This window comes from Rhodoferax ferrireducens, from assembly GCF_003347515.1.
Classification (GTDB): domain Bacteria; phylum Pseudomonadota; class Gammaproteobacteria; order Burkholderiales; family Burkholderiaceae_C; genus Rhodoferax.
This window is the reverse complement of record NZ_QEII01000149.1, coordinates 1-6,212: the sequence shown is the minus strand read 5'-3', so window position 1 is coordinate 6,212 and position 6,212 is coordinate 1. Positions and strand designations below refer to the sequence as shown.

Below are 6,212 nucleotides of genomic sequence, written 5' to 3'. Positions count from 1 at the left end.
GATGTTTCCATGGCTGTGCTCCTGTGGTGAACGAGGCCAATTGCCTCACCTCACAACATAGGCACTCGCCCACCTTCGGCAAACCACAAACGTCACATCGCAGGGTACCGCGCGAGCGGTTTAGTCCTACGACCAGGAGCAGTCATTCAAAACCAAGAGCCAACCCATCCCTCGAGAAGCTTGGCACGTGCGCGCGTGGCACCCATTCCAACGGTGGACATACTGTTGGTGTCATCGTTTTGTGCTGACGATTTCTAAAGTGCTATCCACAAGCGCGCCACCGGTTACCATTTGAGTTATCCACAACTTATGCAAAATACACTACATATAGTGGCTTGCAATCACTAAAGACACCATATATAGTGGGCTCGTGAATTTCTCTTTCACAAGAAAAAGGCCACTGAGAGGTACGAACTCTCAGCAGCCTTGGCAGACAACCGAAACCCGGCGAGGTCTGCCCCCAACTCACGTTAAGGAACGTCGAGCGTAACCGAATCAGCAACGGTTTGGCAACAGGGATTTCAAGTACCGGGGGCCAGTGCTGTTTTTTAGGGAGTACTTATGACAGCAGGTAAAAAGCCCGGTACCAATACCGGAACCGCAGGCGGCATCTTCCAAGAGGTCGGACCCAAAGGGGGCCTTCGTCCAAACTATACGACGGTGCCAGACCATAAACCCCTTCCGCCAACGACTTCCCCTGGAAGCACGTGGAAGCCAATGAAAACTACGCCAAATAGCAAGCGATAACACTGGCTGGAAAGGGGCGGCCCAAAGTCGTTCCCTTTTTCTTATGGAGACAATAGTTGTGCTAACAAGGGAGTTTTATGCCAATCAAGTCAGCGATACAAAATAAAAGCTTGCTGGGATTTACTTACGACGGATTTTCAAGGGTCGTCGAACCTCACACCTATGGGGTTGACAGCAAAGGCCATAGTGCGATGCGGGCCTATCAAGTTCGGGGCGGTAGTGAGTCCGGCGAATACGTTGGCTGGAAGATGTTTCACACCAGCGAAATGCGGCAAGTTTCGGTTCTGCCTGAACATTTCATTGACCCACGTCCAAAATACAAACGCGGTGACAGCGCGTTTTCGACCATTCATGCCCAACTGTAGATGCGCCTGGAGTGCCAATTTATACTTTTCAACAGGCGTTGTCGGAAGCACAACGAATCAAAAACCTGCATGTTTTGCTGGGTAACGGATTCAGTATTGCCTGCCGGCCAAATATTTTTCTCTATGGGAAGTTGTACGAAAAAGCCGATTTTTCAAAACTTTCGTCGACGGCGAAAAAAGCTTTTGAAGCCCTTGGGACACAGGATTTTGAGCGAGTCATAAAGGCGCTACGTGATGCGAAGCTCATTCTTGAATCCTATGGTGGCACCACGCAGTCCTTTTTGGACACCTTACAGGCTGACGCTGACGGTCTCCGCGAGCTTCTGGTCCAAACAATTGCGCATAGTCATCCTGCATACCCTGGGGAAATAGAAGACCAAGAATACGCCGCTTGTCGGGTTTTCATTGCGAACTTCAAGACGGTCTACACCTTTAACTACGACCTCTTACTTTATTGGGCACAGATGCACACACATGACGGTGCTAGCCCATCATCAGATGACGGCTTTCGCAAGTCGGAAGACGACTATGACGCCGCCTACGTCGTATGGGAGCCAAGCCAAAGCCATGAGCAGAACACCTGGTTTCTCCATGGAGCACTTCATGTTTTTGATGCCGGAACTGAGGTTCAGAAATACACATGGACGAACACGGGGGTTCGACTCATTGACCAAATCCGAAATGCCTTGGGTAAAGGGCTATTTCCACTGTTCGTATCCGAAGGAACAAGTGCAGAAAAATTGGCGCGTATTCGCCATAGCGATTACTTAGCAAAGGCCTATCGAAGTTTTAGCGAGATAACAGGTGCGCTGTTTATCTACGGTCATTCATTGGCAGAAAATGATGAGCATTATCTTCAACGAATCGAAAGAGGTAAGCTTTCTCAGCTCTACATTGGCCTGTATAGCGACCCAAACTCAGACGAAAACAAACTGGTTATCAGACGGGCTAATCAAATGACAAACAATCGCAGGCCAAGCCATCCCCTCAGTGTTTCGTACTTTGACGCTTCGACTGCGAATGTCTGGGGTAAATGACAATTTACAAAAAATATTTATTTAAGAAAACCAATCCTGAAGTGATATGACGCTTTCGAATAGTGACCCCTGCCTTTTTTCGAGGCGAAAGGTTGCCAACTTTCATATATGCATCGGCAATCACATTGGTTCCGTCGAACCTGCCAGAGAAATTTCTCTTTAATGTCTTCTTTCCCGAGTCGTCACCAACCGCTATGGGCCCGACAAGCGTGCGCAGTTCCCGTGCAACTTCACATCAAATAAGTAAACCAATGATTGACCCCACAAACTCACTTGCCTTTTCGATGCACGCCAACAAGGGCGTCTACGCCGTCTTGCTGGGTTCTGGTGTGTCGCGGGCCGCTCGAATCCCCACGGGTTGGGAAATCACCATTGAGTTGGTGCGCAAGGTAGCCGCCTTGCAGGGAGCGAGCTGCGAACCGGACCCGGCGGGATGGTTCCTCAAGACCACGGGCAAGGAGCCGGGGTACTCAGAGCTGCTGGACGCTGTCGCCAAGACGCCCGCGGAACGACAGCAACTGCTGCGAACCTACTGGGAGCCCACTGAGCAGGAGCGAGAGGAAGGAGCCAAGGTCCCAACAAAGGCTCACCGAGCCGTCGCTGACTTGGTGAAGTTGGGTTACGTCAGGGTTATATTGACCACGAACTTCGACCGGCTCCTCGAGATTGCTCTCCAGGACGTTGGCATCCAGGCCACGGTCCTCAGCACTCCAGACCACATCGACGGCGCTCTCCCGCTCGTCCACACCCCCTGCACAATCGTCAAGATTCACGGCGACTACTTGGACACTCGAATCAGGAACACGCCGGAGGAACTGGCGGCGTACCCGGATGCGTTCAACCGCCTTCTCGACCGAATCTTCGACGAATACGGCCTGGTGATCACAGGGTGGTCCGCAGACTGGGACGATGCCCTGAGGGCTGCCATGACCCGCGCTCCATACCGGCGGTTCTCTACCTACTGGGCCAGTAGAGGCGAACCAAGCGCCAAAGCCGCCGACCTTATTGCCCGCCGCGGCGCAACGCTTATTGAAATTTCGGATGCCGATTCGTTCTTTGACACTGTGAGCGAGCAGGTGAAGGCGCTCGAGGAGTTTTCACGGCCTCACCCTTTGTCTACTGAGGCTGCGGTCGTCACGCTCAAGCGGTACCTCTCGGAGCCCAAGTACCGAATCGCGCTCGACGACCTTGTCAGCCGTGAGGCTGAGAATGTGGCGGCAGCAACGACCGTCCCTGCGTTCGACATGAACTCCCGAGACACCAACGGTGCCGCCATCCTCGCACGGTTGAAATCGTATGAGGCTCCGTCCGTTACGCTAATTCGGATGGCATTCGTCGCCGGTCAGTGGAGTGAGGGGGCTCAGGTTAATCCGTGGACCAAGGCACTGGCAAAGCTTTCCCTGCGTCGGGCACAAGGGGGCATTGTCATATGGCTAGACCTCCAGCGCTATCCCGCCACACTGCTGCTGTATGCCTTCGGTCTCGGCGCGGTTGCAACGGAGCAATGGGCCTCGCTGCACGCTATGTTCAATTCGGCGGTCGCCCGCGAAAACCGTGAGGACAAACGCGCCGTGGAGTTAGTGCCCGTTTGGGCACTTTTTGAGCAGGGTTCAGACGTAATGAAGTTATTGCCCGAGCGCGACCGGCAGTTCACACCATTTCAGAATCACCTTGAAGCCCTACTTCTGCCACTTTTTCGGCCACACTTCCCTTCTGAAGATGCGTTCCACGTGGCCTTCGACAGACTCGAAGTCATGGCGGCTCTTTCCTACGCCATCCCGGCCGTTGAGAAGGGTGAAAGATACTGGACCCTACCAGGCGCATACGGGTGGCGGCACGAGAACAGGCAGCGAATCTTTGGCGAGATTCGGACCAGCTTGCAGAGCTTGGGCGACCGCTCGCCGTTTGTGATGTCCGGCATCGTCGGCAAGACGGCACTGCATGGACTCGAGAATCTCACTCAGCTTGAGAAGTTCGTTCCGGAGTTCAGATGGCGCTGAGCACACTCGGCAGCTCCTTAATCAGTTCCCACCAGAATCCTGCCTATCGTGCTCACCGGCGGTCACCGCTAAGCAGCAGAAGACATACTCATCGTGATTTTCACGGTTTGCATCCTGCGTGCGCGGCAGCTCGTAAATCTGGCATTTGAGTGTCCCCTTTGGGAAAGGCTGAAAGACCGCAATGGGCACCCAGAAGTCAGCGACGACGGACCGGTTTACGGCAGCCGAAATGCACACCTTGGTAAGTTCAGACGCTGTATGCCCCAATCGTTGTGGGAAATGTTGTAAAGTTGTTTACGACTCTAGCTCTGCGTGTTGTCAATTTGCCACGCCGTTAACCCGCATGAATGCTAGAGCCGTGTTTACGACTTTAATTGCTCAGAATAGACAAATTGATGAAACTCGGCCTCAACTTTGTTTCGGTGACGCTCCTTCTTGTTCTTGGGGGATGCAGCACAGCGCCATCGGTTGGCCGTGGTCCTGCGTCCATCTCTAGCTTGGGCGCACCATCGAAAATCTCGCAAGGGCAAGCCGACGACATAACCATCTACGCCGTTGGACTGGTTGGAACGCCGTACCGCTACGGTGGAAATACCCCGGACTCTGGTTTTGACTGCAGTGGATTAATTGGCCACGTCTATCAATCAAGAGCAGGGGTTGCGTCACCTCGTACCGTCTCAAAACTGCAGAATTGGGGCCAACCCGTATCAAGTGACAACATCCGCTCCGGTGACCTGGTTCTCTTCGCCCAAAGCGACGTAGCCACCCACGCTGGAATCTATGTGGGGGATGGCCGTTTTGTTCACGCACCGTCAACAGGCGGGGAAGTCAGGCTCGACCGTTTGAGTTCAAAATATTGGTCATCCCAGAAAATGGCATTCCGTCGGCCTTGACTGCGTTCGAGCCTGCTGAGGTGTCAGCAATGAGTCCCGCGCCTCGGGCCTGCCCGGGGCTGCGCGTGATCTCGAAAGTTAAGTTGAAGCGTCCACGATGCCGTGGCCGATTCAGATCGTCCTTTTTCCGCTTTTTTTTGTTGCCGCCGCCTTTGACCAGGTGCGGCAACCCGTGCGGGCCGCATGTCGCCTGATGGCACACGCCCTTGCGCCACTGCCTGGTGTTCGCCTCACTGACCACCGGTGAACCCGACACCTCGTCGGGGTATTCGTCCCGCTACCGCCTTGCGCAGCTTCCTTTGTGGACATGGACATGGACTCGTGCTTGCCACGTTGCAAGGGTCGCTCAACCACAGCCAACTGAACCCAGTCCCAGTCCGTGCGTCTGATCTCATGCGCCCACGGCGCTGAAGTGGCGCCAGGCCAAACCCATTGCCACGGTGATGCGCTCCAGGCGCAGGGTTTTGTCGCTGCCATGCTTGACCAAGGCGCCAGAACAATGATTCACTGACTCGCGCGGCCAACACCACCGGGTTCCTGACCCGACTCTCACCACTGGAAGCTCAGGGCTCTCCATCTTGGCCCGCAGTGGTCGATGTCATCTATCCTGACCGCCGGACAGGATAATTGGCGTCAACCAGGTTGGCTGGATTTTCAATGTACACCAAGAGTCTGGCGGCACTGCGTAATGGCCGCCTGTGAATGGCCGCATTTGCGTATATGGGCGCCAGCCTGTTGGTCGTATTCAGTAGCCTGCGTTTGCTGCAGGGGAACGCGATGGCGGGTGGGAATTAATTACCAGGGGTGCGCTTTGCTCGTGCCTGACCGACACAATCGCCGCCCATCAATTCGTCCCGAAATTTAGAGAGAGCACGCCCACCGAGGTTCGTAGCGCCTATGGGAAATATGGTGTTGGCAGTCTGATCGTGAAGGTGCTCACGGCACCAGCCGATGCGGCGGAGATCGTGCCGCCATGGGCGATGACGATGGACTTGGTGATGGCCAGTCCCAGGCCCGTGCCTTCGCTGCTGCGCTGCCGTGAGGGATCGACCCGGAAAAAGCGGTCAAAAATCCGCTCCAAATAGTCGGGCGCAATGCCGTCGCCGGTGTTTGCCATGCCAATCGACACCGTGTCTGGATTCGCATGGATGCGCACATGAACCGTGGTGC

At 54.7% G+C, this 6,212-nt stretch carries 5 protein-coding genes; 4 read left to right on the top strand and 1 reads right to left on the bottom strand.

Annotated elements, in window-relative coordinates:
* The first annotated feature begins 824 nt into the window (after positions 1-824).
* The 4 genes from C5P05_RS33470 (at position 825) to C5P05_RS00760 (ending at position 5,042) form a co-directional block, all read left to right on the top strand.
* The gene (locus C5P05_RS33470; RefSeq protein WP_157979159.1) at positions 825-1,112 is read left to right on the top strand and encodes a hypothetical protein; all 288 of its coding nucleotides are present in this window, start codon (positions 825-827) and stop codon (positions 1,110-1,112) included.
* Between the two features lie 11 nt (positions 1,113-1,123).
* Positions 1,124-2,149 carry a DUF4917 family protein gene (locus C5P05_RS00770; protein WP_114968012.1) on the top strand — a complete coding sequence of 342 codons (1,026 nt, stop codon included), beginning with the start codon at positions 1,124-1,126 and terminating at the stop codon, positions 2,147-2,149.
* Between the two features lie 251 nt (positions 2,150-2,400).
* Complete coding sequence (locus C5P05_RS00765) at positions 2,401-4,149, top strand: SIR2 family protein (protein WP_157979158.1); 1,749 nt, start codon at positions 2,401-2,403, stop codon at positions 4,147-4,149.
* A gap of 395 nt (positions 4,150-4,544) precedes the next feature.
* The gene (locus tag C5P05_RS00760) at positions 4,545-5,042 is read left to right on the top strand and encodes a C40 family peptidase (protein WP_114968014.1); all 498 of its coding nucleotides are present in this window, start codon (positions 4,545-4,547) and stop codon (positions 5,040-5,042) included.
* Between the two features lie 895 nt (positions 5,043-5,937).
* On the opposite strand, the gene C5P05_RS00755 is transcribed toward C5P05_RS00760, so the two are convergent.
* The coding region (locus tag C5P05_RS00755) for a sensor histidine kinase (RefSeq protein WP_232834282.1) at positions 5,938-6,212 on the bottom strand (275 nt) is incomplete at its 5' end.